The 25,379-nt window shown below is 64.7% G+C and carries 22 protein-coding genes; 8 read left to right on the top strand and 14 right to left on the bottom strand.

What is annotated here, in order from left to right; all coding sequences use genetic code 11:
• A partial coding sequence (locus tag ACQKPZ_RS18000; protein WP_427540639.1) for an electron transfer flavoprotein subunit beta/FixA family protein occupies window positions 1-374 on the bottom strand: 374 nt, incomplete at its 3' end.
• A gap of 532 nt (window positions 375-906) precedes the next feature.
• On the opposite strand from ACQKPZ_RS18000, the gene ACQKPZ_RS17995 reads away from it, so the two are divergent.
• Window positions 907-2,589, top strand: coding sequence for an electron transfer flavoprotein-ubiquinone oxidoreductase (locus ACQKPZ_RS17995; protein WP_391127867.1), 1,683 nt, complete (start codon window positions 907-909; stop codon window positions 2,587-2,589).
• 71 nt (window positions 2,590-2,660) lie between these two features.
• Here ACQKPZ_RS17995 and ACQKPZ_RS17990 read toward each other — a convergent pair whose 3' ends face one another.
• The 5 genes from ACQKPZ_RS17990 to ACQKPZ_RS17970 form a co-directional block, all read right to left on the bottom strand.
• Window positions 2,661-3,062, bottom strand: a complete 402-nt coding sequence (locus ACQKPZ_RS17990) for a type II toxin-antitoxin system MqsA family antitoxin (protein WP_427540636.1) — start codon at window positions 3,060-3,062, stop codon at window positions 2,661-2,663.
• A 2-nt stretch (window positions 3,063-3,064) separates the two neighbouring features.
• A complete protein-coding gene (locus tag ACQKPZ_RS17985) occupies window positions 3,065-3,361 on the bottom strand; it encodes a type II toxin-antitoxin system MqsR family toxin (protein ID WP_427540633.1) in 297 nt (98 codons plus the stop codon).
• A gap of 94 nt (window positions 3,362-3,455) precedes the next feature.
• A complete protein-coding gene (locus ACQKPZ_RS17980; RefSeq protein WP_427540630.1) occupies window positions 3,456-4,781 on the bottom strand; it encodes an MFS transporter in 1,326 nt (441 codons plus the stop codon).
• A 69-nt stretch (window positions 4,782-4,850) separates the two neighbouring features.
• The gene (locus ACQKPZ_RS17975) at window positions 4,851-5,333 is read right to left on the bottom strand and encodes a histidine kinase (RefSeq protein ID WP_427540627.1); all 483 of its coding nucleotides are present in this window, start codon (window positions 5,331-5,333) and stop codon (window positions 4,851-4,853) included.
• Between the two features lie 163 nt (window positions 5,334-5,496).
• Entirely contained in the window at window positions 5,497-5,988 is a 492-nt protein-coding gene (locus ACQKPZ_RS17970; RefSeq protein ID WP_391128241.1) for a sigma-70 family RNA polymerase sigma factor, read from the bottom strand.
• Between the two features lie 213 nt (window positions 5,989-6,201).
• On the opposite strand from ACQKPZ_RS17970, the gene ACQKPZ_RS17965 reads away from it, so the two are divergent.
• Genes ACQKPZ_RS17965 through ACQKPZ_RS17955 form a run of 3 tightly spaced genes read left to right on the top strand, consistent with a single transcriptional unit; the run spans window position 6,202 to window position 10,755 of the window.
• Window positions 6,202-7,374, top strand: coding sequence for an efflux RND transporter periplasmic adaptor subunit (locus ACQKPZ_RS17965; protein WP_427540624.1), 1,173 nt, complete (start codon window positions 6,202-6,204; stop codon window positions 7,372-7,374).
• Window positions 7,375-9,339, top strand: a complete 1,965-nt coding sequence (locus ACQKPZ_RS17960; RefSeq protein ID WP_391127849.1) for a MacB family efflux pump subunit — start codon at window positions 7,375-7,377, stop codon at window positions 9,337-9,339.
• A 3-nt stretch (window positions 9,340-9,342) separates the two neighbouring features.
• Window positions 9,343-10,755: an efflux transporter outer membrane subunit gene (locus ACQKPZ_RS17955; RefSeq protein WP_427540621.1), complete on the top strand. Its 1,413-nt coding sequence runs from the start codon at window positions 9,343-9,345 to the stop codon at window positions 10,753-10,755.
• A gap of 121 nt (window positions 10,756-10,876) precedes the next feature.
• On the opposite strand, the gene ACQKPZ_RS17950 is transcribed toward ACQKPZ_RS17955, so the two are convergent.
• A complete protein-coding gene (locus ACQKPZ_RS17950) occupies window positions 10,877-12,499 on the bottom strand; it encodes a PvdJ/PvdD/PvdP-like protein (protein ID WP_427540618.1) in 1,623 nt (540 codons plus the stop codon).
• Between the two features lie 187 nt (window positions 12,500-12,686).
• Here ACQKPZ_RS17950 and ACQKPZ_RS17945 point away from each other — a divergent pair, with 187 nt between their 5' ends.
• Complete coding sequence (locus ACQKPZ_RS17945; RefSeq protein ID WP_427540615.1) at window positions 12,687-14,033, top strand: dipeptidase; 1,347 nt, start codon at window positions 12,687-12,689, stop codon at window positions 14,031-14,033.
• A gap of 17 nt (window positions 14,034-14,050) precedes the next feature.
• Window positions 14,051-15,343 (top strand): aminotransferase class V-fold PLP-dependent enzyme, encoded by a 1,293-nt coding sequence (locus ACQKPZ_RS17940; protein ID WP_427540612.1) that lies wholly within the window; start codon window positions 14,051-14,053, stop codon window positions 15,341-15,343.
• 122 nt (window positions 15,344-15,465) lie between these two features.
• Here ACQKPZ_RS17940 and ACQKPZ_RS17935 read toward each other — a convergent pair whose 3' ends face one another.
• Complete coding sequence (locus tag ACQKPZ_RS17935; RefSeq protein ID WP_427540609.1) at window positions 15,466-16,434, bottom strand: alpha/beta hydrolase; 969 nt, start codon at window positions 16,432-16,434, stop codon at window positions 15,466-15,468.
• A gap of 137 nt (window positions 16,435-16,571) precedes the next feature.
• Here ACQKPZ_RS17935 and ACQKPZ_RS17930 point away from each other — a divergent pair, with 137 nt between their 5' ends.
• Both ACQKPZ_RS17930 and ACQKPZ_RS17925 read left to right on the top strand, forming a co-directional pair.
• Entirely contained in the window at window positions 16,572-17,693 is a 1,122-nt protein-coding gene (locus ACQKPZ_RS17930; RefSeq protein ID WP_427540606.1) for a cupin-like domain-containing protein, read from the top strand.
• A gap of 72 nt (window positions 17,694-17,765) precedes the next feature.
• Window positions 17,766-18,734 (top strand): siderophore-interacting protein, encoded by a 969-nt coding sequence (locus tag ACQKPZ_RS17925; RefSeq protein WP_427540603.1) that lies wholly within the window; start codon window positions 17,766-17,768, stop codon window positions 18,732-18,734.
• A 50-nt stretch (window positions 18,735-18,784) separates the two neighbouring features.
• Here the strand turns inward: ACQKPZ_RS17925 and ACQKPZ_RS17920 are convergent, their stop codons facing one another.
• The 6 genes from ACQKPZ_RS17920 to ACQKPZ_RS17895 form a co-directional block, all read right to left on the bottom strand.
• Entirely contained in the window at window positions 18,785-20,176 is a 1,392-nt protein-coding gene (locus ACQKPZ_RS17920) for an aspartate aminotransferase family protein (protein ID WP_427540600.1), read from the bottom strand.
• 214 nt (window positions 20,177-20,390) lie between these two features.
• Complete coding sequence (locus ACQKPZ_RS17915) at window positions 20,391-21,713, bottom strand: ATP-binding protein (protein ID WP_427540597.1); 1,323 nt, start codon at window positions 21,711-21,713, stop codon at window positions 20,391-20,393.
• Window positions 21,710-22,393 carry a response regulator gene (locus ACQKPZ_RS17910; protein ID WP_391127822.1) on the bottom strand — a complete coding sequence of 228 codons (684 nt, stop codon included), beginning with the start codon at window positions 22,391-22,393 and terminating at the stop codon, window positions 21,710-21,712. The genes ACQKPZ_RS17915 and ACQKPZ_RS17910 overlap by 4 nt, the downstream gene beginning before the upstream one ends.
• Window positions 22,394-22,628: 235 nt before the next feature.
• Window positions 22,629-23,195: a nucleotidyltransferase family protein gene (locus ACQKPZ_RS17905; RefSeq protein ID WP_427540594.1), complete on the bottom strand. Its 567-nt coding sequence runs from the start codon at window positions 23,193-23,195 to the stop codon at window positions 22,629-22,631.
• Complete coding sequence (locus tag ACQKPZ_RS17900; RefSeq protein ID WP_427540591.1) at window positions 23,192-24,163, bottom strand: XdhC family protein; 972 nt, start codon at window positions 24,161-24,163, stop codon at window positions 23,192-23,194. Before ACQKPZ_RS17900 ends, ACQKPZ_RS17905 begins: the two co-directional genes overlap by 4 nt.
• A 2-nt stretch (window positions 24,164-24,165) precedes the next feature.
• The gene (locus tag ACQKPZ_RS17895; RefSeq protein ID WP_427540588.1) at window positions 24,166-25,377 is read right to left on the bottom strand and encodes a cytochrome c; all 1,212 of its coding nucleotides are present in this window, start codon (window positions 25,375-25,377) and stop codon (window positions 24,166-24,168) included.
• Window positions 25,378-25,379 lie beyond the last annotated feature (2 nt).

The following is a 25,379-nucleotide window of genomic DNA, read 5'->3' as shown; positions in this document are numbered from 1 at the left end:
TTGTTGTCGCTGTCGATGGCCTGCTTGCCGAGGATGACCAGCTGCGGCTGCTCCTTGTCGACAACGGCTTTCAGCGCCTTGGCCACGGCCAGGGAATTCAGTTCGTCAGCGGCTTCTACCAGGATGGCGCGGTCGGCACCCAGGGCCAGCGCAGTACGCAGTTGCTCCTGGGCAGTGGCCGGGCCAACGGAAACGACGACGATCTCGGTCGCAACGCCCTTTTCCTTCAGGCGGACGGCCTCTTCCACGGCGATTTCGCAGAAGGGGTTCATGGACATCTTGACGTTAGCAAGGTCGACGCCGGAGTTGTCCGCCTTGACGCGAACCTTGACGTTGTAGTCGACCACTCGTTTGACAGCTACAAGAACCTTCATGGATTCCTCGTTACTCTCCGGTGAATAGATAGTCGCCTGGGGCTGAGCCCGGCGATGCGCGTGGGTACAAGGGCACCTCTAAAAACGTACCGGAAGCCAGTATCTTCACTGTGACCGAACAGTCTTGTCCGGACTATTGCGACAAATACTCACGGGTCATTTTCTGTCGTGGCGTGTAAACTCCACTACAAGCCGGCCAAAGGCCGCAAAACCCTGCTCCACACCTGGTCTTTAGAGGTGTACCTGCGCCCGGCTGCAAGCCTACGGCGAACGTAAAACCGCTCGTATCTTGACCGTAACACCCCATCCGGTCAATACGGCAAATCGGTCACCCTCCAGCCGCGTTCCTGTGATTTTACTGGCCTGCGGCAAATTCAAACAAACGTTTGTATTGGACCCGCCAAGTGGTGTAGATATAATGCGCGGCCAAGACAAAACGGTGTAGTCCGTCATTTGCGCAGCTACAGTTTCGCTCCCGTGATGAGCCACTGTGCGCAAGCACCCATAAGACAAAGCAACAGCACGAGCCTTGATGAGTAGGAGAGAACCAGTGGAACGCGAATACATGGAATTCGACGTGGTCATCGTCGGCGCCGGCCCGGCGGGCCTGTCCGCCGCCTGCCGCCTGAAGCAGAAGGCCGCCGAAGCCGGTAGCGAAATCAGCGTCTGCGTGGTGGAAAAAGGCTCTGAAGTGGGCGCCCACATCCTCTCCGGCGCGGTATTCGAACCCCGTGCCCTGAACGAGCTGTTCCCTGACTGGAAAGAACTCGGCGCCCCGCTTAACACCGAAGTGAAGCGCGACGACATCTACGTGCTCAAGGATGCCGGCAGCGCCACCAAGGTGCCTGACCTGTTCGTGCCCAAGACCATGCACAACCATGGCAACTACATCATCTCGCTGGGCAACCTGTGCCGCTGGCTGGCCCAGCAGGCCGAGAACCTGGGCGTGGAAGTCTACCCGGGCTTCGCCGCCCAGGAAGCGCTGTTCGATGAAAACGGCGTGGTACGCGGCATTGTCACCGGCGACATGGGCGTCGACCGTGAAGGCAACCCGAAAGACGGCATGTACACCCCGGGCATGGAGCTGCGTGGCAAGTACACCCTGTTCGCCGAAGGCTGCCGTGGCCATATCGGCAAGCAACTGATCAAGCGCTTCAACCTGGATAACGAGTCTGATGTGCAGCACTACGGCATCGGCCTGAAGGAAATCTGGGAAATCGACCCGGCCAAGCACGAGCAAGGCCTGGTGGTGCACACCGCCGGCTGGCCGCTGGACGTAGTGGCCAAGGACAACACCGGTGGTTCGTTCCTCTATCACCTGGAAAACAACCAGGTAGTGGTCGGCCTGATCGTCGACCTGTCCTACGCCAACCCGTACCTGTCGCCGTTCGATGAATTCCAGCGCCTGAAACACCACCCGGTTATGAGCCAGTACCTCGAAGGCGGCAAGCGCATCAGCTACGGCGCCCGCGCCATCTGCAAAGGCGGCCTGAACTCGCTGCCGAAGATGGTCTTCAACGGCGGCGCGCTGATCGGCTGCGACCTGGGCACCCTGAACTTCTCCAAGATCAAGGGCAGCCACACCGCGATGAAGTCGGGCATGCTCGCGGCCGAAGCCGTGGCCGACGCGTTGATCGCCGGCAGCGAAGGCGGCGACCAGCTGAACGGCTACGTCAGCGCCTTCAAGGCCAGCTGGCTGTACGAAGAACTGTTCGCCAGCCGCAACTTCGGCCCGGCGCTGCACAAGTTCGGCCCGCTGCTCGGAGGCGCGTTCAACTATGTCGACCAGAACTGGTTCGGCGGCAAGCTGCCGTTCACCCTGCACGACACCAAGCCGGACTACGCCTGCCTCAAGCTCGCGGCAGACTCGAAAAAGATCGATTACCCGAAACCGGACGGCAAGCTCAGCTTCGACAAGCTCAGCTCGGTATTCCTCTCCAGCACCAACCACGAAGAGGAACAACCCTGCCACCTGAAGCTGACCGACCCGAACGTGCCAATCGCCAGCAACCTGCCGCTGTACGACGAACCGGCCCAGCGCTACTGCCCGGCGGGCGTGTACGAAGTGGTCACCCAGGAGGACGGCAACAAGCGCTTCCAGATCAACGCGCAGAACTGCGTGCACTGCAAGACCTGCGACATCAAGGACCCAGCCCAGAACATCACCTGGGTTACCCCTGAAGGCGCTGGCGGGCCGAACTACCCGAACATGTAACGCCCCAGGTCTTGCTGCAACAAAAAGCCCCCGGTTCGTGAAAACCGGGGGCTTTTTTGCATCGACCTGGGTTAGGCGGTTCTGACTTCTTCGAACAACTCCGGGTGACGATCAAGTAGCTTGAACAATTTTACCAGCGCCACTGGCGGCTTCGTTTTGCCATTCTCGTAGCGTGAAAAAGCATTGACCCCGCCACCGAAGATTTCCCCTGCTTCCCGCTGATCCAGATCAAATTTCTTGCGCACGGAAATAATGAATTCAGGATCGACTTCTAGCGCATTGACCTGTCGGTTGAATGCCGACATAAGATCGCTGGTACGCATTGCCTCGTCATGGCTTAGTACTGCCTCACCACAGGCAGGGCAGTAATTACCTGCGACATCAGGGATCACGGTCAATTGCCCCTTGTACCGGTATGGCATGTCCTTGGTGTCTGGTGCGAGCTCGGCACCCCCACAAATCGGGCATCTCATGTTCACAACTCCTTGAATGACACGATGAGCACGTCATCTACCACAGACAGTTTCAGGTACAGGTAACCCTTCACCGTGAGCGGCCGGTAAACATCTTGCCAGACGCGGTGGTCAGTATAACTGGTCATGCTTTTGTAAAAATCTCTGCGCTCCAACGCACAGACCACAGCCAGCATGTCCGTATACCCCATATCCAGAGCCTGCGCGCCTCGCAGCGCGGCAGTAGTAGGGCTGATGCGGCCAGCGCTAGCCAGCTCTTTTACCCGCACCAGCGAGCAATGAGGCGTTCTCTTTTCCATGAGAAATTAACCTTCCAGGTTAAATTTGGCTAATAGGTTATTCCAATAACCCTCGCCCGGAAGTCTGCCTCACTATCCCTCTGCCGTTACCGGCTCATTTGTCACCGCACATGATCGGCATCGGCTCCGCCGCAAACGCCAACGGCTCACGGCGCCCGAAATACAAGGCCGTCAGCAACCCCACGGTGCCCATGGCCAGACAAAAGCCGACACACACCCACGGGCTCCACGGCATCAGTGCAATGAGTCCCAGCGGTGTGGTGCTGGCCCACAGTGCGTAGGCCACGTTGTAGGTGAAGGAAATGCCCGACACGCGGATTTCAGCCGGGAACAGGCCGACCATCACCGACGGCACCACCCCCACCACGCCGCAGCTCAGCCCTGCCAGCGCATAGGCCAGCCAGGTCATGCCCCACTGCCCTACCAGGCTGGCGTACAGCGCGCCAATACCCAGCGGCAGCAGCAGGCTGTAGAACATCAGCGCACGCCAGGCGCCCACGCGGTCGACCAGCAGCCCCGCCAGTACACAGCCAATGTTGAGGAAGACAATGCCCACGCTGCTCAAGGCAAAGGTGTGCCCGGCTGTCATGCCGAAGCGTTGTTGCATCACCGTCGGGGTAATCACCACCAGCACCACCACGGCGGAGGTCAGTACACAGGTCAGCAGCGCCGCCGGGACCAATGCCCGGCGGTGTTCACCCAGCACCCGCCGCAGCGGGAACGTCACCGGCTGCTCCTGACGCGCGCGCAGGGCGAGGAACACCGGCGTTTCGCTGAGCCAGCGGCGCAGCCACACGCCGATCACACCAAACACCCCGCCCAGCAGGAACGGGTAGCGCCAGGCGTAGTCGAGGATTTCCTGTGGGGTGAACATTTGCGCCAACAAGGTTGCGGTCAGCGCGCCCAGCAGGTAGCCAAAGGTCAGCCCGGCCTGCAGGAAGCCCAGGGCGTAACCCCGCCGCCCGGCAGGCGCATGCTCGGCGACGAAGGTCCAGGCACTCGGCACCTCGCCCCCCACTGCCGCCCCCTGCAGAATACGCAGCGCCAGCAGGATCAGCGGTGCGGCGTAGCCAATGTCGGCATAGGTCGGCATCACCCCGATCAGCAGGCATGGCAGGGCCATCATCAGGATGCTCAGGCTGAACACCCGCTTGCGCCCCAGGTGGTCGGCAAAGTGCGCCATCAGGATGCCGCCCAGTGGCCGCGCCAGGTAGCCGGTGACGAAGATGCCGAAGCTTTGCAGCAAGCGCAGCCACTCGGGCATCTCGGGCGGGAAGAACAGCTGGCTGAGGGTCAGCGCAAAGAACACGAAAATGATGAAGTCGTAGATTTCCAGCGCGCCGCCCAGCGCGGCCAGGCCCAAGGTCCGGTGATCGCTACGGCTGAACCGTGGCGGGCGAGCGGTATCGATGGCAGTCATGGCAGGGTCCGCAAATCGGCAAAGGGCAAGAGGATAACAAATAGCGGCCCTGTTGCCCTGCCCGCTGCGTTACTGGCGGTTGAACACCGTGTGCGCGAAGTTGGCTCGTGGTCGTGACCGAGCCGTAGCAACCGGCATGGCGCCTGGCAGCGGTAGCTTGCCGACCAGCAGCGGCGCGTCGATGATCGCCATGAACGACTCCAGCGCCTCGTTATCGGGCACCTGCGGCAAGCTCAGGCTGACCGCCTGGCGTTCAGTCTGCGGCACTGAAGGCACTTTCAACTGCGCGGAGTGGTAAAGCAGGGCGTGCTGGATCTGCGTGCTGACACGGCAGAAGCGCGCCAGGTCGACCCCGGCATGGCTGGCCAGTTCGATATTGCCCAGCAGCAGGTGAAAAGGCTGCAAGGCGCAATGCACCAGGCGCTGCAACTCCTCGAAGCTGTCTACGGGGGCTATGCGGTAATAGCCCAGCCCATTGAGCAGCCGCTCCAGCTGGAGGCGCTGGCAGGGGTGTGAGTCGGCGATGAGGATGCGCAGGGTCTTGTTAGCCATGGTCGGACCTGGGCAGTTGGGTAATGGGTAAGCTCCATGACCATACTGCGCCGGTGACGGCTACTGCCTACGTTCGGCAGGGGTCTACTTTGATAGAAGTCGGGAAAACCGCATAAATCAAGTGATTGACTGACGGAATTTTCATTTGCCTTTGACCCGCCCTTCAGGACTCCCACTCGCGCATACGCACCCGGCAGTGCTTCATGGCGTTGACGATGTGCTTCTCCACCACGCTACGGGAAATGCCCAGGTGTTCGGCAATCTGCGGGTGCGAGAGGCCGTCGAGCTTGCGCAGCAGGAAGCAGTCACGGCACACCTTGCTCAGCTCATCCAGCGCACGCTGCATCAGTGCCAGGCGCTGGTCCAGCTGCAAATCATGGGACGGCGCCGCCGTGTGCCAGCGCTCGTCGCTATCCAGTACTTCCAATGGCTCGGCCTGGCGCACCTGGTGCCGCCGGTGGCGGTCGACCACCAGGTTGAGCGCGGTACGGTAAAGAAACGCGCGCGGGTGCTCGATGCGCTCGGCATCGGTGCGTTCCAGCACCCGCAGGTAAGCATCATGCGCCACGTCTTCGGCGGCTTGGCGACTGCCCAGGCGGGCGGAGAGGAAACCCACCAGTTCGCGATAGTAATGTTCCACGACGTTACCTGAGATGTCCTGCCAGCCTTTGCCAGAAAGCCTTTTCAGGCAGCAGCGCGGGACCGAGTGATGTCAGCGTGCAATCTTACAAACTATAATGATTCTCAGCAACACGCCAGCACCCCTCTTGCCTGGGCTAAATCCACTGGTCGGGCTTTCGTCTATCTGTGACCTCAGTGCGCGCCGTCACCTGGCAGCGCGTGGCCCTCACTCTGGCTGGAAGTCTGCATGCGACCTTTAACCAACACCCGCCGCCGCGTCGTGCTCGCAGGCCTGGGCCTGCTCGGCGCGGGCTGCCTGCTGGCCTGGAAGGCCCTGCCCTACGGTGCGCAGCCACTGAGCACGGTGGCCGTCACACGCGCCGACATCGAAAGCAGCGTTACCGCCCTGGGCACGCTGCAACCCCGGCGTTACGTGGATGTTGGCGCGCAGGCCTCCGGCCAGATCCACAAGCTGCACGTCGAAGTCGGCGATACGGTGCGCAAAGGCCAGTTGCTGGTCGAGATCGACCCTTCGACCCAGCAAGCCCGGCTGGATGCCGGGCGCTACTCGATCGACAACCTCAAGGCACAACTGGCCGAACAGCGCGCTCAAGGCCTGCTCGCCCAGCAGCAGCTCAAGCGCCAGCGCGACCTGGCCGCTGCCGGCGCCACCCGTGAAGAAGACGTGCAAACGGCAGCAGCCCAGTTGAAAGTGACCCAGGCGCGCATCGACATGTTCCAGGCGCAGATCCGCCAGGCCCAGGCCAGCCTGCGCAGCGACGAGGCCGAACTGGGCTACACGCGCATCTACGCGCCCATGGACGGCACGGTGGTGGCCGTGGATGCCCGCGAAGGGCAAACCCTCAATGCCCAGCAGCAAACCCCGTTGATCCTGCGCATCGCCAAGCTCTCGCCGATGACCGTCTGGGCCCAGGTCTCCGAGGCTGACATCGGCAAGGTCAAGCCTGGCATGACCGCCTACTTCACCACCCTGGCCGGCGGCAAGCGCCGCTGGACCAGCACCGTGCGGCAAGTGCTGCCGATTCCGCCCAAGCCGCTGGAGCAGGCCAGCCAGGGCGGCGGTAGCCCAGCCAGCGTCAGCAATGGCAGCGCCGGCAGCCAGGTGGTGCAATACAGCGTACTGCTGGATGTCGACAACCCGGACGGTGCGCTGATGGCCGAGATGACCACACAAGTATTCTTTGTGGCAGGCAAGGCCAACCAGGTGTTGACCGTGCCGCTGGCAGCGCTGGACGACGGCGAAGGCCTGCGCCTGGCGCATGTGCTGACCGTGGACGGCAAGGTGGAACAGCGCCAGGTACGCACCGGCCTCAGCGACCGCCTGCGGGTGCAGGTACTGGACGGCCTCACCGAAGGCGAGCGCCTGGTCATCGATGCCCCCACGCTGAGCGGAGGCTGAATGAGCGCCCCTTTGATCGAACTGGTCGACATCCGCAAATCCTACGGCGGTCTCGACACCCCCAAGGTCGACATCCTCCACGGCATCAGCCTGAGCATCCACCCCGGCGAATTCGTCGCCATCGTCGGCGCCTCAGGCTCTGGCAAGTCAACCCTGATGAACATCCTCGGCTGCCTCGACCGCCCCACCTCCGGCAGCTATCGCTTCGCCGGCAAGGACGTGGCCACGCTGGACAGCGACGAACTGGCCTGGCTGCGCCGCGAGGCGTTCGGCTTCGTGTTCCAGGGCTACCACCTGATCCCCTCGGGCTCGGCACAGGAAAACGTCGAGATGCCGGCCATCTATGCCGGCATCGACGCCAGCGAACGCCACGCCCGCGCCAGCGCCCTGCTCGGCCGCCTGGGCCTGGCCAGCCGCACCGGCAACCGCCCGCACCAGCTGTCCGGCGGCCAGCAGCAACGGGTGTCGATTGCCCGCGCCCTGATGAACGGCGGCCATATCATCCTCGCCGACGAACCTACGGGTGCCCTCGACAGCCACAGCGGCACCGAGGTCATGGCGCTGCTCGACGAACTGGCCAGCCAAGGCCATGTGATCATCCTGATCACCCACGACCGCGATGTGGCGGCGCGGGCGCAGCGGGTAATCGAAATTCGTGATGGCCTGATCATCAGCGACTCGGCCGCCGACCAACCTGCGACCCAGAGTGGGCAAGGGCTGCAAGCCGACCAGTTGCGTCAACGCCTGGACCGCGGCGCGACCTTGCGCGGGGCATGGAAAGGTGAACTGATCGAAGCCCTGCAAGCCGCCTGGCGGGTAATGTGGGTCAACCGTTTCCGCACCGCCCTGACCCTGCTGGGCATTGTCATCGGTGTGGCCTCGGTGGTGGTGATGCTGGCAGTGGGCGAAGGCAGCAAGCGCCAGGTCATGGCGCAGATGGCCGCCTTCGGCTCCAACATCCTCTACCTCAACGGCAAGCCGGCAAGCCTGGGCGAACAGGCCGGCACCATCACGCTGGATGACGTTGCCGCCATCGGCCAGTTGCCGCAAGTCAAACATGTGATGCCGGTAATCGGCGAGAAGATGATGGTGCGCCACGGCAACAGCAGCCAGCAGTTCTACGTGGGCGGCAACAACACCTGGTTCCCCGAGATCTTCAACTGGCCGGCGGTAGAAGGCAGCTTTTTCACCGATGCCGACGAGGCCAACGCCGCGGCAGTGGCCGTGATCGGCCAGAAGGTGCGGGAAAAGATGCTCGACCCCGGGCGCGACCCGCTGGGGCAGTACATCCTGATCGGCAACGTGCCGTTCCAGGTAGTCGGCATCCTGGCCGGCAAGGGTGCCAGCTCTGGCGACCAGGACAGCGACGGACGCATTGCGGTGCCCTACTCCGCCGCTGCCATCCGCCTGTTCGGCCAGCGCGACCCGGACTACATCACCGTTGCCGCGCAGGACTCCACCCGGGTCAACGAAGCCGAAGCGGCCATCGACCGCCTGCTGCGCCAGCGCCACAACGGCCGCCAGGACTTTGAGCTGACCAACGACGCGGCACTGATCCAGGCCGAAGCGCGCACGCAGAACAGCCTGTCGTTGATGCTGGGGGCGATCGCCGCGATCTCGCTGCTGGTGGGCGGTATCGGCGTGATGAACATCATGCTGATGACCGTGCGCGAGCGCACCCGGGAAATCGGTATCCGCATGGCCACCGGCGCACGCCAGCGCGACATCCTGCGGCAGTTCCTCAGCGAGGCGGTGATGCTGTCGATGGTCGGCGGCCTGGCCGGTATCGTCCTGGCCCTGGCCATCGGCGGCGGCCTGATGCTGGCTGAAGTGGCGGTGGCCTTTGCCCTGCCTGCCATGCTCGGCGCCTTCGCCTGCGCCGTCGTCACCGGCATCGTGTTCGGCTTCATGCCTGCGCGAAAAGCCGCCCGCCTCGACCCGGTCAAAGCCCTTACCAGCGAATAACCCATGACACTGCCTAGCCGTATCTGCCTGTTGTCCTTGTGTGTAAGCATTGCCGCCTGCAGCACGCCACCCACACCCACCAGCGGCATTGTCGCCCCCGCTACCTGGCAAGGCGCAGCCCAAGCGGCAACCCCGCCATCAGCGCAGTGGTGGCGGGCGTTTGCCAGCCATGAACTGGACCGCCTGGTGCAGCATGCCATGCACAACGCCCACGACCTGGCCGCCGCCACGGCGCGGGTACGCCAGGCTCAGGCCCGAGCGGTCATTGCCGGTGCGCCCTTGCTGCCAGAACTGCAACTGGGCCTGAATGGCAGCCGCCAGCGGCTGCTGCACGGCGACGGCAACGACCAACTCGACGTCAGCCGCAACGAACCCACCAGCACCTCATTCGACGCGCAGCTAAGCGCCAGTTACGAGATCGACTTCTGGGGCGGCCTGCGCGCCACCCGCGACAACGCCTTGCGCAGCCTGGATGCCAGCCGCTTCGACCGCCAGACCGTGGAGCTGACCCTCGTCAGTGCGGTAGCGGACAGCTACCTGCAAGGCCTGGCCCTGGAAGAACAGCTGCGTATCGCCCGCCTGAACCTGCGCAATGCCCAGGACGTACTGGGCCTGGTCGAGGCGCGCCAACGCAACGGCTCGGCCACACGCCTGGAACTGGCCCAACAGCGCAGCCTGGTGGCCACCCAGCAACGCCAGTTGCCTTTGCTGGAGCAGAAGTGGCAGGACAGCAGGGTCACCCTGGCGACCCTGTTGGGTGACCCGGTGCAGTCACTGCCCGCCAGCCGGGAGGCGATCGATACCTTGCAGTGGCCCGCGATTGGCAGCGGCGTACCGAGCGAACTGCTCACCCGCCGCCCGGATATTGCCGCCGCAGAAGCCCGGCTGGCCGCCGCCAGCGCCAACGTGCAGGTTGCCCGCGCCGCCATGCTGCCCAAGCTGACGTTGGGGGCCAGCCTGGGCGCAGGTGCAAACACGTTTGCCCACGTGTTCGACAGTTCTTACTACACCCTTACCAGCGGGCTGGTTGCGCCGATCTTCAACAACGGCCGGCTACGCGCTGCACGTGAACTGGCCGAAGCCGAGCAGGCAGAATTGCTGGAAACCTACCGCAGCAGCATCCTCGCCGGCTTTGCCGATGTCGAGAAAGCGCTGAATGCGATCCAGGGTGTAGACCGCCAGCGGCAGTGGCAGGATGAGGAAGTGCAGCAGGCACGGCTGGCGTTTGACCTGGCCCAGCAGCGTTATGGCGCGGGGGCCGAGACCTTGCTGAGCGTGCTGGAAACCCAGCGCACCTTGTATGTGGCACAGGACCAACAGGCGCAACTGCGCCTGGCCCGGTTGCAGGGTAGCGTGGCGTTGTACAAGGCCCTAGGGGGTGGGTGGAAACTCGAACCTGTGCGCGATCCCTTGTAGGAGCGGCCTTGTGTCGCGATAGGGCCGCAAAGCGGCCCCACAATATCCGCATAAACGCCAAAATCCGGGGGCTGCTGCGCAGCCCATCGCGACGCAAGGCCGCTCCTACAAGTAGACCGCGTCAGCCTTGAGTGCGCCGCGCCACCTTCAGGTTACGCGCGTACCACGGCCGCTGCGGCACCTTGGGCTGCAACTTGTCGAACAGGTCTTCATCACTGTAGATAATGCGCAATGCCAGCTTCATGGTCTCCGGGTCCATCTCCACACTGCGCCCGGGCCGCAACCCCGGCACAGTCGAGCAACCGTGGGTGTCCGGCCCCAGCCAAGGGTCTGCCACCTCGACCCAGCGCCCAGGCGCAAACCACTGCACGCCATTGACCTCCAGGCGCCGCACCTCGCCCGGGTGCAGCCGCTCATGGGCACGGAACCAGTCTTCGATGCGGTCATCGATCCAGCCATGAAAGTGCCAGAACACCGGGTTCACATGGGAAGAAAATGGGTCGCCGAGGAAGTCGTTATCCGCCGCGAACCAGCGCTCGGCAAAGTCGTCCGGCGTGCGTGCCGTCGGCACCGGCATGCCGTTGGACGGGTCGCGTGGCACCGATGCCCAACGCATGTGCAGCCAGTCATGCAGGCCCAGCTCCACCTCCGAGCCGAACTGGCCCAAGGTCAGGGTGCTCAGGTACTCCGGGTCGCTGTAGCGTGACTCCCAGACCTGGAAGTTGCCATGGAAGGTATCCGGCGTCTTGATGTCGCGCACCCACTGGGTGTAGTCCGCGTCACCGCTGGCCAGCCAGGTAGGCGGCAGGGCATTGCCGTCATGGTTGTCGAAGTAGCGGGCAAAACCCGCACGGTCACGCTCCAGCTCTGGCTGCGGCAACGGGAACCGCGGCCATGAAGGCAAGTCCTGCAGGGCGCGGGCACTGCCAAGCATGTGCCGGTGCATGAAGAAAAAGTCCTCGCCCGAGCCGTTGCGGTCCTTGTGCCGGCCACGTGCATCGCGCTCGCGGTCTCGCGGCCCCGGCTGCCAACCCAGGCCACGCAGGGCGCCCTGCTTGTCCTTGTCCAGCTTGTGCCACTTGTCACGCGACGAATGCCACAGCTGGTGGAACAGGCGATGCTCGGGAGCGATCAGCCAGGCCAGCAGTTGCGGGTTCAGCGGGGTACGCTCGCGCGCCTCGGGGAACGTACGCTTCAACGCCAGGAAGTGGTTGTCCTCAATGGGCAGCGTCAATGCACGGTCCATGCACGCAATACGCCCGTTGAGGGTCGCCGGCCCGGCATTGCCGAAGCGGCCCCAGACCTCATCCAGCACGATATGGCACTCGTAACGCGCCTGGGCCGAAAACAGGCGCCAGCGCAACGTGCCGGGCTTGTCCGCCAGCAGGTCGCCCACCACACGGTAGCGTGGCTCCTCGTCTGCACGCAGGCGCTCGGGGGTATCCAGGTAGCCGCGCAGGGCTCGTCCGCTGGCGGCAACGTCGAGAAACAGTTCCAGCTCGCCTGCCGGCAGGCCTTCCAGCCCCGCATCCTTGCCCTGCAGAGTCCAGCGCCAGATGCCGCGCAAGGTGTCGCCCAACTGCTGCAACCGGGTATCGGCCAGCTCGACCACGGCCTCGCCCGGCGTTTCGGGAAATGCCTCGGCCTCGCGCTGGCGCTGCACATACAGCGCACCCAGCGCGCCAGGTACCACCACACCCGTCAATGCCACACCGGCGATGAAACCGCGTCGGGAAATCGTCATTGCATACCTGTGCATTCATTGCGGCCATGGAGCACGGCCCGTCCAAGGCTAGAACGTTGCACGGCCGGCAAAATTTAAGCCCGGGCGGGCTCCGTGGCGGGCTAAATTTTCTGGCTGCGAGCTCGTTCACTGCAGGTAGCGGCGGCCTCTGTGCCCATCCCTCGACGGTGAACCTACTGAGACCAAGATGACGACTCCACGCTGGAAGAAAGCCCTGTTTATCAGCCTGGCCACGGCTGTTGCCGCCGGCGCCGGGTTTGCCGCCTGGTATTACCTGGCCACACCTGCCGGCTATTCCCGCGAGGTGACCCGCCAGGCCAACGACCTGCAGGAACGCATCATCTCGTTCGACAGCCACATCACCCTGCCGCTGACGTTTGGCACTGAAGGCAGCGAAGCCGACAAGGACGGCGGTGGCCGCTTCGACCTGGCCAAGGCGGCCCGCGGGCGTCTGTCGAGCGCCGCCCTGACCATCTTCGCCTGGCCAGAATCCTGGACCGGCAACGATGGCCCGCACCGCCCTACCCCAGGCTTTGTCGAAGCCGCTCGCCACACCCAGGAAGTGCGCTTCAACGCCATCACCGCCATGGTCCGCGACTTCCCGCAACAGGTCGGCATTGCCTATACCCCGCAGGACATGCGGCGCCTGCATGGCGAAGGCAAGTTCGCGGTATTCCTCAGCATGCTCAACGCCTATGCGCTGGGCGATGATATCGACCAGCTCGACCGCTGGGCCGCACGCGGCGTGCGCATGTTCGGTTTCAGCTATGTGGGCAACAACAGCTGGGCCGACTCCTCACGCCCACTGCCGTTCTTCAATGACACCGTCGATGCGCTGGATGGCCTGTCGGCAACCGGCAAGCGCGCGGTGCAACGGCTGAATGACCTGGGCGTGATCATCGACGTGTCGCAGATGTCGAGCAAAGCGCTGGCCCAGGTGGCCGCCCTCAGCCGCGCGCCGCTGGTGGCCTCGCACTCGGCGCCACGGGCCATGGTCGACATCAACCGCAACCTGTCCGACAAGGAACTGCAACTGATCAAGGACAGCGGCGGGGTGATCCAGCTGGTGGCCTTCTCCACCTACCTCAAGCCGCTGACCAGCAAGACCCAGGACAAACTCAACGCCCTGCGTGCCCGCTACGACCTGCCGCCGCTGGCCAACCTCAATTACGCGCTTATGCCCGGCGACCCGGTGATCGCCGGCTGGCCCGAGCAGAAGGTTGGCCAGTACGCCAACGAGCTGTACGGCATTCTCGACGAAGAGCCGCCAGCCACGCTGAAGGACTACGGCGATGCCATCGACTACACCGTGCGCAAGGTGGGCATCGACCATGTCGGCCTGAGCTCGGACTTCAACGAAGGCGGCGGCATCGACGGCTGGCAGGACGCCAGCCAGGCCCGCAACGTCACCGCCGAGCTGATCAGCCGCGGCTACTCCGAAGCGGATATCGCCAAGCTCTGGGGCGGCAACTTCCTGCGGGTGTGGGAGCACGTGCAGCGCGCCGCGCAGCCTGTTGCCACTTCGTCCCACTGACCCTGTCGAGCACCTTGATGAACCATCGTCGTACCTTTCTCAAGCAGGCCGGCCTGCTGGCTGCCGCCCTGCCCCTGACCGGCCCCGGCACACTGCTGCCTGCCGCCCATGCCGCAGCGGCACAACCCGCCAGTGCAGATAACTGGGCGGCGTTTCGCGGCCTGTTCGAGCTGGACCCTGCCTATGCGCACTTCGCCAACTTCCTGATTACCTCGCACCCCAGGCCCGTGCGCGAGGCCATAGAGGCCCTGCGCGGCCAATTCGACCGACAGCCGGCACGCATGGTCGACTGGGACAGCCAGTCGGAATGGAAGCACGAAGCGGCTGTGCGCGAATGGGCTGCACGTTACCTCGGCGTGACGCCACGGCAGATCGCCCTGACCGGCAGCACCACCGAGGGCCTGGGGCTGATCTACGCCGGATTGAAAATCGCGCCGGGGCAGGAAATTCTCACAACCGTCCACGAGCACTCGGCAGCACGCCATACCATGGCTTTTCGGACCACGCGCGACGGCACACCCGTACGGCGCCTGCGCCTGTTCGAGGACCCCGCCAAGGTCAGCACCGACCAGGTGCTGACTACCATTTCAGCCGCCATCGGGCCGAAAACCCGGGTGCTGGGCATGACCTGGGTGCACTCGGGCAGCGGCGTGAAGCTGCCTGTGGGCGAGATCGGCAAGCTTGTGCGCGAGGTCAATCGTCAGCGTGACGAGCAGGACCAGATCATCTATGTGATCGACGGCGTGCATGGTTTTGGCGTTGAAGATGTTCGCTTTGCCGACTTCAATTGCGATTACTTCATTGCCGGCACGCACAAGTGGATGTTCGGGCCTCGGGGTACTGGAATCATTTGCGCAGCGTCTACAGAGCTGAAGCAGCTGACCCCGACCATCGCCACGTTCTCCGAGAACGAGGATTTCGCTACGGTGATGACACCTGGTGGCTACCATGCGTTCGAGCACCGCTGGGCGCTGGGCAAGGCGTTCGAGTTGCACTTGCAACTGGGCAAGGCGGCGGTACAGGCGCGCATTCACGGGCTGAACGACTTGCTCAAGCAGCGGCTTGAAGCACTGCCGGGCATCGAGTTGGTGACGCCACGCAGCGCCCGCTATTCGGCAGGGTTCTGCTTCTTCCGGGTCAAGGGGCAGGATGCCGATGAGGTGGCCAAGTACCTCAACAGCCAGCATATCGTGGTGGATGCTGTGTCGCGGGATGCAGGGCCGGTGGTGCGTACGGCGCCCGGGCTGCTGAATACCGAGGCGGAGATCGAGCGGCTGGTGGACGTGCTGAGGAAGCGCGTTCGAGGGTGAGGCCCTGGGGGCCGCGCTGCGGCCCATCGCGACGCAAGGCCGCTCCTACAAGGGATCGCGGTCTCTTGTAGGAGCGGCCTTGTGTCGCGATAGGGGCGCAAAGCGCCCCCGGCAATATCAAGTCAAGACTGGCCAGCTACCCGCTGCAACCACTCCCCAACGTCCCGGTAAATCCCCTCCACCTGCCCCACAATCCCCGACATGCGCAGGAAGTCATGGGTCAGCCCCTCCACCCGGGCAAAGGTCACCGCCGTCCCGCCCGCCAGCAACCAGTCACGATAGGCAATGCCTTCATCATGTAGCGGGTCATACTCGGCCACGAACAGGTACGCCGGCGCCAGGGGTGTGCGCACCGTCGACAGCAGGGGTGACACACGCCAGTCCAGGCGCTGCTCGGGCTGGGGCGCATAGTGCTGGTAGAACCACTCCAGGGTTGGCGTCTCCAGCAGGTAGCCTTCGGCATGCTCGCGGTGCGAGCCCCGTTGGCAGGAAATATCCGTGACCGGATAGAACAGCAACTGCGCCAGCGGCTTGAACGCCAGCGCTTCAGGCTGCTCGACAGCTGTAATGGCCAGTACCGCCGCCAGGCTTGCACCCACGCTATCCCCCGCCAGCACCACGCGCCGGTTATCCAGCCCCAGCGCTGCCGCCTGCTCCGCCAGCCAGTTAGCAGCGTCCAGCACGTCATGCAGGGCCACCGGGAACTGCTGCTCCGGCGCCAGCCGGTAGTCTGCCGCCAGCACCGCAAACTCGCCCAGGGCCGCCAGGCGGCGGCACACCGAATCGTGCGAATCGAGGCTGCCAACCACGTAGCCGCCGCCATGCAGGTAGAAGATCACCGGCTGCAGGGCATCGCCGGCATCGCCCTGGCGGTACAAGCGGGCCGCCAGGCTGGCCCCGTCACGCGCAGTGATGTGCAGCTCACTGACCTGCACGTCGCCCGGCGGGCTCGGGTCAAGCACTTGCGAGCTGCCGGCGAACTCGGCCCGGGCCTGGGCCACGTCCATCGCGTGCATGGGCAGGCTCCTGCCCGTCAGCCGGCCAAATTCGACCAGTTCCAGAAATGCCGCCAGATCAGGGTGCAGTGCCATAGGGGTTCCTTGGGTCAACAATGTGAGCATCCCTACGGGACGTAGCAGCACGCCGGAAAATTACCCGCCCAAACAGCTAAATCCTTGGCGCAGGCGCTCGTTATCCCTGCACAACGAAAGACCGCCAGAGGCACACCGTGGACCTTCAGAGCATCCTCAGCAAACTGTTCGCCAACGCCCATGCCGTCGGCATCGAAGGCGTATTCCAGTTCGTCTTCGGCCACGACCGGGCCTTCTGGTCGGAGGTGCGCGACAGCAGCCGCACCGGTGCCGGCCGCCACAGCGCGCCGGACGTCACCATCGAGGTGGCCGAGCGCGACTTCCTCGGCATCATGGGCGGCACCGCCAACGTCGAGGAACTGTTCGCCAGCGCACGCCTGAAGATCACCGGCAACATGGGCCTGGCCACCCTGCTGCCGCAAATCATCAGCAATGCCCGCCGCGGCACCCCGGTTGCCAAGGCATCGATGAACCAGCGCTACCCCACCCCGGCACGCTTCAGCGAACGGGTATCGGCCGCACTACCGGTGCAGCGCGAGGTGGCACGCATTGCCCGCAACGACATGCCGCTGGCACGCTTCCAGAGCGAGTACCTGGTGCATGGCACCCCGGTGGTCATCAGCGATGCCCTGCAGGACTGGCCGCTGTTCACCATGGGCCGCGAAGCCTCCCTGCAACATTTCGCCGAGCTGCAGGGCATCACCCGACACGGCGACTACGTGAAGAAGACCTTCTCCACCGACCGCGATTTCCGCTCCACCTCCATGGCCGAGTTCATCGCCTCGCTGGATACCCCGGCCAAACCCGGTGAAACTCCGGCCTACATGGGCAACAACATCGTGCCGGAAAAGCTGCTGACGCTGATCCGCTACCCGCAGTACTTCGCGCGCGAAAAATTCATCGCACCGCGCATCTGGATCGGCCCCAAGGGCACGTTGACACCCCTGCACCGTGACGACACCGACAACCTGTTTGCCCAGGTCTGGGGGCAAAAGTCGTTCATTCTCGCCGCCCCGCACCACCGCCCGGCCGTGGGTACCTGGTCGACCAGCCCCAAAGGCGGCCTGGACGGCTGCGACTTCAACCCCGACGCCCCGGACTACCAGCGTTTCCCGGCGGCACGCGACGTGCCGTTCCTGCGCGTGGTGCTGCAGGCCGGTGACCTGCTGTTCCTGCCTGAAGGCTGGTTCCACCAGGTGGAGTCGGTATCCACCTCGCTGTCGGTTAACTTCTGGGTGAACTCGGGGCGCGGCTGGTAACGGCTCATGCGGGGCTAATTTGCAGTGCTGGCGGCTCGTCCCTAGAGAAAACCGCCAGCAAGAGGCTCCCGCATGTCCAGCTCCGCCAGCATCACCCAAGCGCTGCAGCACGGCCTGCGCCGCCTGATCAACGGCCGCACGCCAGCCACCGGCGCCTACCGCATCTTCGACCTGGTGCTCGCCCGACGCATTCAACTCAGCCCATCACTGACACGCCTGGTGTTCACCGGCCCGGATGTCACCGAAATGACCACGCTGGCGCCGGACCAGCGCGTCAAGCTGCTGTTCCCCGCCCCTGACGGCTCATTGCCCAACCTGACCAACGACCAGCACTGGAAGGCCGCGCACAGCGCATTGCCTCCCACCCAGCGCCCGCCGATGCGCACCTACACCATTCGCGCCCTGCGCCGCGAGGCCATGGAGGTGGATGTCGACTTCGTGCTGCATGGCGTGAACGGCCCGGCCTCGGCCTGGGCTACCCATGCACAGGTGGGTGACGGCTTGCAGATGGTCGCGCCCAACCTGGCCTATGAAGGCGACCCGGGCGGTTACGAATGGAAACCGCCACAGGGGGTGCACAATGTGCTGTTGGTTGGCGACGAGACTGCGCTGCCGGCCATCGCTGGCATTCTTGAGCAACTGGCTGACAAGCAACCCGACCTGGCTGTACAGGCGTTCATCGAAGTGCCCCTGGAGGCCGACTGCCTGGACCTGCACCACGGCCCTGCCACCCAGCTGCACTGGCTGCCGCGCGACGTGCTGCAATGCGAACATGGCCACGCCATGCAACATGCCGTGCGTGAGCTGGCCAGCCTGCCACAGGGTGCTGCCGCGCCGCGGGCGAAGCTGGAAGACGTGGATATCGACAAGCGGATCTTGTGGGAGCAGGCCAGCAGCGCCAGCAGTACGTTTCATGCCTGGGTGGCAGGGGAATCGGCGACGGTGATGGATATTCGCCGGTATCTGATCAAGGAGCGCGGGTTGCAGCGGGATTGCCTGACCTTGATGGGGTATTGGCGGGCCGGGCGCACATTCGACTGATTTAGCAGGACCCGCTCCCACAGGGGCCGCACAGCGGCCCCGGCGGTCGGTCAGACTGCTGCGATGAAGGCCTCGGCAAAGCGCTGCGCCACGTCATCGATCTGCTCGCCGCTGATGATCAGCGGCGGCAGGAAGCGCACCACGGCGCCATGCCGCCCACCCAGTTCCAGAATCAACCCGCGCTTCAGGCATTCACGCTGCACCTTGGCCGCCAGCTCTCGGTTGGCAACCGGGTGGCCCAATGCATCCCGCTTGCCCTGCGGATCCACCAACTCCACCCCAAGCATCAACCCGCGCCCGCGCACATCGCCCAGTTGCGGGTAATCGCGCTGCAGCTGCAACAGGTGCTTGCGCAAGCGCAGCCCCATGGCCTCGGCATGCTCGGCCAAACGGTGTTCCACCAGGTAATGGATTACCGCCGAGCCGGCCGCCATGGCCATCTGGTTGCCACGGAACGTGCCAGCGTGGGCGCCCGGCTTCCAGGTATCCAGCCAGTCGCGGTACACCACCACCGCCAGCGGCAGGCTGCCGCCAATGGCTTTGGACAAGGTGACCACATCCGGCACGATGCCGGCATGCTCAAAGGCGAACATGCGCCCGGTACGGGCAAAACCGCTCTGGATTTCGTCGACGATCAGCGCAACACCGGCCTGCTCGGTGATCTGGCGTACACCCTTGAGCCATTCGATATCGGCCGGAACCACCCCGCCCTCACCCTGCACCACCTCCAGGATGACCGCCGCCGGCAGCGGCACCCCGCTTTCCGGGTCGAGCAGCAGGTTTTCCAGGTAATGCAGGTTGGCCTTGACCCCGGCTTCGCCACCCAGGCCGAACGGGCAGCGGTAGTCGTATGGGTACGGCATGAACTGCACACCGCTACTCAGCAAGGCCCCCAGCGGCTGCTTCGGCCCATGGCTGCCCATAAGGCTCAACGCCCCTTGGCTCATGCCATGGTAGGCGCCGTGGAACGCCAATACGGTACTGCGGCCGGTGGCCATACGTACCAGCTTCAGCGCAGCCTCCACCGCGTCGGTGCCGGTCGGGCCGCAGAACTGCACCTTGGCCTCACGGCGCAGAGCCTCGGGCAGGATGCCGAACAGATCCTGAACAAAGCGGTCCTTGACCGGCGTGGTCAGGTCCAGGGTGTGCAGGGGTAGCTCATCTGCCAATACCCGCTGGATCGCCTCGACCACCACCGGGTGGTTATGGCCCAGCGCCAACGTGCCGGCGCCGGCCAGGCAATCGATGAACTGGCGGCCTTCGACATCTTCCACATGGATGCCGCGGGCGCGCTTGAGCGCCAGTGGAATGCGCCGTGGATAGCTGCGGGCGTTGGACTCCTGTTGCTGCTGGCGTTGCAGCAGAGGGGAGTCGGTGAATTCGTAGAGTGGCTGCGGCACGCTGGCCGGCGGGAGCTGGGCAAGGCTGGAAGCGGTGGACATGGGTGAATCCTCGCAAGCAAGCGAATGAGCGGTTGTCGCTTTGAAAACGCTTGAGTGCGGGGAGGATTTAGCCGTTGTAGCAGGATTTTGCTTTACCTGTGCCGGCCCTTTCGCGGGCACGCCCGCTCCCACAGGGACCGCACAAATCTTGAAACCCGTGCAGTACCTGTGGGAGCGGGCGCGCCCGCGAAAGGGCCGGCACAGGCGATGAAGATCAATGCCCCGCGCGCGCCGGCACTTGCAACAGCACTCGCAACCCATCGCTACGGCTGTCAAACCGCAGGCTACCGGCACAACGCTGCACAATCGCCTGCACGATCGCCAGCCCCAACCCACAACCACCACTCTGCCCATTACGCCAGAAGCGCTCGGTCAAATGCTCAAGGTCTGCCTCGGCAATGCCCGGCCCATGGTCGCGCACCATGAAGCCCACCTGCCCGTCAGCCATCTGCACTTCCAGCTCCACCGCCTCATCGCCGCCATGGCGCAAGGCGTTGTCCAGCAGGTTGCGCAGCGCTGCCACCGCCAGCGGTGCCGGCATACCCAGGTAAATCCGCGTCGCCTCTTCAGGCAAACGCAAGACAATGCGACGGTTATCTCCCCCACCGGCATCTTGCACTGCCTGCCGGGCCACCTGTTCGGCGCTGCACTGCACGCCATCGTCGAACGACAGGCTGCCCTCCACCCGCGCCAACATCAGCAACTGCTCCAGCGTACGGTGCATGCGGTCGGCACCCTGCTCGGCATGCTCCAACGCCTGCTCGCGCACCGCACCATCGGTCATGCGCGCCACTTGCAGGTGGGTCTTGATTGCCGTCAGCGGGCTACGCAGTTCATGGGCCGCGTCGTCGGTCAGGCGCCGTTCGCGCTCGAGGGTCTGGGCAATGCGCAGGAACAGCTGGTTCTGGGTTTCCAGCAAGGGTTGCAGCTCGCTGGGCATGCCCGCCACCTGCAACGGTTCAACGCTGTCCACACGCCTTCGGCGCAAGGCGTCGCGCATACGGTTGAGCGGCTCCAGCCCTTTGCCCAGGCCAATCCACAACAGCCCCAGGCTGCCGAGCAGGGCCATCAGCACCGGCGCCGAAGCCGCCAGCAGGATCGACTGGTTCAGCGCCTCGCGCTCCATGTGCCGGTCGGCAGTGGTGATGCGTACATCGCCATGGTTGTAAGTGAAGGTGCGCCACAGTGCGTCATCGATGGTCTGGTCGCGAAAGCCACTGCGCTCGTCGTCCATGGCGCCATCGTGCTTGTGGTTGCTGGCCAGGATTTCGCCACGCAGCGAGCTGACCTGGCAGGCCATGCCGTCCGGCACGCTGAACTGGTCGGCGGAAAAGTGTGCTTCGCCGCCCTTGGCAGTCAGTGGCTGGGGCAACTGGTCGATCAGCCCGGCGACCATGCGCGCCGACGCCACCAGACGCTGATCGAGGGAAAACATCATCTGCTGGCGCAAGTCACGCAGCATCCACGCAGCGGCCAGCACCCAGATGATCACGAAGGCGCTGCCCAGGATCAGGCTCAGGCGTACCCGCAGGCTCACGATGCCGCCTCTTCCGGTGCCTGTGCCGGGCCCAGCCGGTAACCCAGGCCACGCACGGTCTCGACGATACCGTTGCCCAGCTTGCGCCGCAGATGGTGGATATGCACGTTCAGGGCGTTGCTCTCGACTTCGTCGCTGAAGCCGTACACGCAGTCTTTCAGTTGTTCGCTGGACAGCACCCGCCCAGGGTTCTGCAACAACGCCTGGAGCAAGGCCTGCTCGCGGCGGGACAGGTCTACCGGTTGCCCGGCCAGGGTTGCCTCGCAGCTGCTGGGGTCATACCGCAGCGGCCCGTGCTCGATCACATTCACCGCCCGCCCGGCCACCCGGCGCAGCAGGGTGTGCAGGCGTGCGGCCAGTTCGCGCAGGTCGAACGGTTTGAGCAGGTAGTCGTCGGCGCCGGCCTGCAGGCCATCGACGCGGTCGGTGACCGCATCGCGGGCTGTGAGCACCAGCACCGGCAAGGTTTCGCCTTTTTCGCGCAAGCGGCGTAGCAGCTTGAGGCCGTCTTCGTCGGGCAGGCCGAGGTCGAGAATCATCACGTCGAACTGCGCGGCCTGCAGCATCGCCCTCGCGGCGGCGGCGTTGCCCACCCGGTCCACGGTCAGGCCCTGGGCGGTAAGGCCGGCGCAGATGCCGGCGGCGATCAGGTCGTCGTCCTCGCAGAGCAGAACGTGCATGGTGGGGCTCCCGGAGTGGTGTGGCTGGCATTGCACTATGCAGGGATTAAGGGGGGATTATGGACCTTTTGTGGCTAATGGATAAATCTTCAGGCCAGCGCAACCCCTTGTAGGAGCGGCCTTGCGTCGCGAAAGGGCCGCAAAGCGGCCCCGGCTGCATAGGCTGCGAAGCTGACATCCCGGGGGCGCTTCGCCCCCCTATCGCGACGCAAGGCCGCTCCTACAAGAGACCGCGTCAGCTGCTCAAGGCCTGTGGGGTGTCCACATCCAGCAGAACCCCCGCATCATCAACCTCGACCATCATGCAACGCGCCCGATGTGCCCGCACCACCGCTCGCGCCCCTTCATCCCCAGACAGCTGCCCCAGCGCCGGCCAGAAATCGCGGCCAAAGATCACCGGGTGCCCCTGCTGCCCCGCATGGCGCGGCAACACGATGTTTGAAGCGCGGGAAGCCTCGACCAGACACTGCAAGGTTACCGATTCTATCCACGGCATATCACCCAACAGGATCGCCACCGCCTGCGCCTGGCTGTCGCCCAACGACCCGGCGCCGGCCGCCAGGCTATGCCCCATGCCCGACGCCGCATCCGGGCTGACAATGACTCGGCTGTCAGCAGGCAAACCAAAATCCTCGCCCCGCTCCCCCGCACGCAGCACCACGCGCACATCGTCGAACACCGCCCTCGCCCGCTCCACGCTATGCGCCAGCAAGCTGCGCCCATCAGTCAGTGTCGCCCGGCGCTTGTCAGCGCCGAACCGCATACCGCGCCCGGCCGCCAGCACCAGCGCGACCACGCTCACAGCGCAGCCCGCCCGATGCCGTTGCGCAGGCGCAGGATATCGGCGAGCACCGCCAGGGCAATTTCGGCCGGGGTCTTGCTGCCCAGGTTGAGGCCGATCGGCGCATGGATGCGCGCCAGTTCCTCGCTGCCCAGGCCGCCAATCCGCTGCAAGCGCTCGCGGCGCTTGTCGGAGGTGGCCTTCGAGCCCATCACGCCAATGTAGAACGCTTCGGTACGCACCGCTTCAAGCATGGCCAGGTCATCGATTTTCGGATCATGGGTCAATGCAACCACCGCCGTGTCGGCATGGCAACCGCCATTGGCGATAAATTCCGACGGCAGCTCGCGGCGCACCTCGATGCCGTCCAGCCGCACGCCGTCCAGCACCTCGTCACGCGGTTCACAGAGGATGACTTCAAAGCCCATCCCCTTGCCGAACTCGGCACAAAAATGCGCCACACTCGAATAGCCAGCCAGCAGCAGGCGCTGGGCGGCGCCGACACGCACCCGCACCCGGGCGCCTTCCCGTTCGACGCGTGGCCCCTGGCTGTGGTCATCGGCCAGCTGGCGAGTGCCCTCGGGCAAGCGCACCTCGCGCAGCACCCGGCGCTGGCCCGACAGGGCGCTTTCCAGCTCACGCAGATGCGCCTGCACCTCGCACTCGGCCGCCAGGTTCTCCACCAGCACCTCAAGCACGCCACCACACGGCAGGCGGATGCTCGAACGCGCATCGCTGCCATCGCCATACCGCACCATGGCCACCGGCTCGGGGAATTCGCCCAGGGCCACGCGTTCGAGGAAGTCGTCTTCAACGCAACCACCCGACAGCGACCCCAGCCACTGGCCGCTGGCGTTCACCGCCAGCAGCGAGCCCGGCGCACGCGGCGCCGAGCCATAGGTGGCGAGCACTGTACACAGCCACACCCGCTGGCCATTGCACGACCACTGCAACGCCTGGCGGATCACCTGTAGATCGAGATGCTGCACGTTTACTCCGCCTTCAGCTCGGCGAGCTGCTGTACGTTCAGGTCACCGGGCAATCCACCCCAGGCCTGGCGCAGGTAATTGACCATATCCGTCACCTGTTGGTCATCGAGCTTGTCGGCAAAGCCTGGCATCGGCTGCATGCGTTCGAAGCCGGTGAACTGCTGTTCACGGATGCCTTCGAGGATGACCTTGACCAGGTTGCGCGAGTCAGCCTGGCGCAGCACGGTGTTGCCCTGCATGGCCACGGCAATGTGCGGCTTGCCCTCGCCGTCGACGCCATGGCAGCCGGCGCAGACGTTCAGGTACTGCTGGCGGCCATGCTTGGCGCTGTCGGTCAGTTGCGCAAGCGGTACCGCCTCGATCACCTTGGCCTTGGGCGGCTGGTCGCCCAGCAGGTAGGTGGCCATGGCCGCCAGGTCGACGTCTTCCAGGTGTTGGGTGCTGTGATGTACCACCGGGAACATCTCGTTGAACATGCTGCCCTGGGCGCTGATGCCATGCTTGAGGAAGGTGGTCAGGTCCGGCTGGGTCCAGCCGCGCCCGGCCAGGTCCTGGGCCAGCAGGCTGGGCGCCAGGTAACCGCCAAGCAGGCCCCCGGTCAGGCGCTGGTCCTGCTGCAATGCACCAATCGGGTTGCGCGGGGTATGGCACTCGCCGCAATGGCCCATCACCTCGACCATATACTGCCCACGCTGCCAGGCCGGGCTTTTGCCCTCGGTCGGTTGCAGCTGCACGCTTTTGCCGTAAAGCATGTTCCAGCCACTCAGGCCCATGCGCACGTTGAACGGGAAACGCAGTGCGGTCTGCGGGGCCGGGCGGTTGATCGGTGGAATGGTCATCAGGTAGGCAAGGATCGCGTCCGAATCCTCGCGCTTGATCAGGTGGTACGAGGTGTACGGCATCGCCGGGTAAAGGTTGGCGCCGTCCTTGCGCTTGCCCTGGGTGACCGCAGCAAAGAACTCGTCGGCACTGTAATTGCCAATGCCGTACTGCTTGTCCGGGGTGATGTTGCTGCCATAAATGGTGCCGAACGGCGAGTGAATGGGCAGGCCGCCGGCATACGGCGCGCCACCTTCGGCCGTGTGGCAGGCCATGCAGTCCGCCGCGCGGGCCAGGTATTCACCGCGCTTGACCTGCGCCTCGTCGGCCGCCAGGGCAACCGAGCTGACGGCCAGCCCCAGTGCCAGCGCGAGTGCGCTACGTACGAAACCCATGC

Origin of the sequence: Pseudomonas sp. NPDC089547, assembly GCF_050280665.1 — a bacterium.
GTDB lineage: Bacteria > Pseudomonadota > Gammaproteobacteria > Pseudomonadales > Pseudomonadaceae > Aquipseudomonas.
This window is presented reverse-complemented; position numbering and strand designations above follow the sequence as displayed.